Below are 286 nucleotides of genomic sequence, written 5' to 3' on the forward strand. Positions count from 1 at the left end.
AGGGCGTTCTGGATAACAGCCGTGCCGATGTGAGTTTCCTGGCGGGCATGGTCGTGGATAAATTCCTGTACCACCAGCCCCTGTATCGCCAGCATCAGCGTCTGGGCAGTAACGGGGTCACCGTCAGTCGCCCCCTGGCTGACCCAACTCACTCACGCTACCCTGGAACTGCTGCGCCCCATTCACCAGGCTCAACTGGAATCCATTCGCACCTCTCGGGTCATCACCATGGATGAAACTCCAGTCAAAGCCGGACGCACCGATCAGGGGCAGATGAAGACGGGAT

At 59.1% G+C, this 286-nt stretch carries 1 pseudogene; it reads left to right on the forward strand.

Annotated elements, in window-relative coordinates:
• Positions 1-286 (forward strand): annotated as a pseudogene (locus IV91_RS17620) (IS66 family transposase); the annotation flags it as partial.

The organism is Ferrovum myxofaciens, from assembly GCF_000735045.1.
Lineage (GTDB): Bacteria > Pseudomonadota > Gammaproteobacteria > Burkholderiales > Ferrovaceae > Ferrovum > Ferrovum myxofaciens.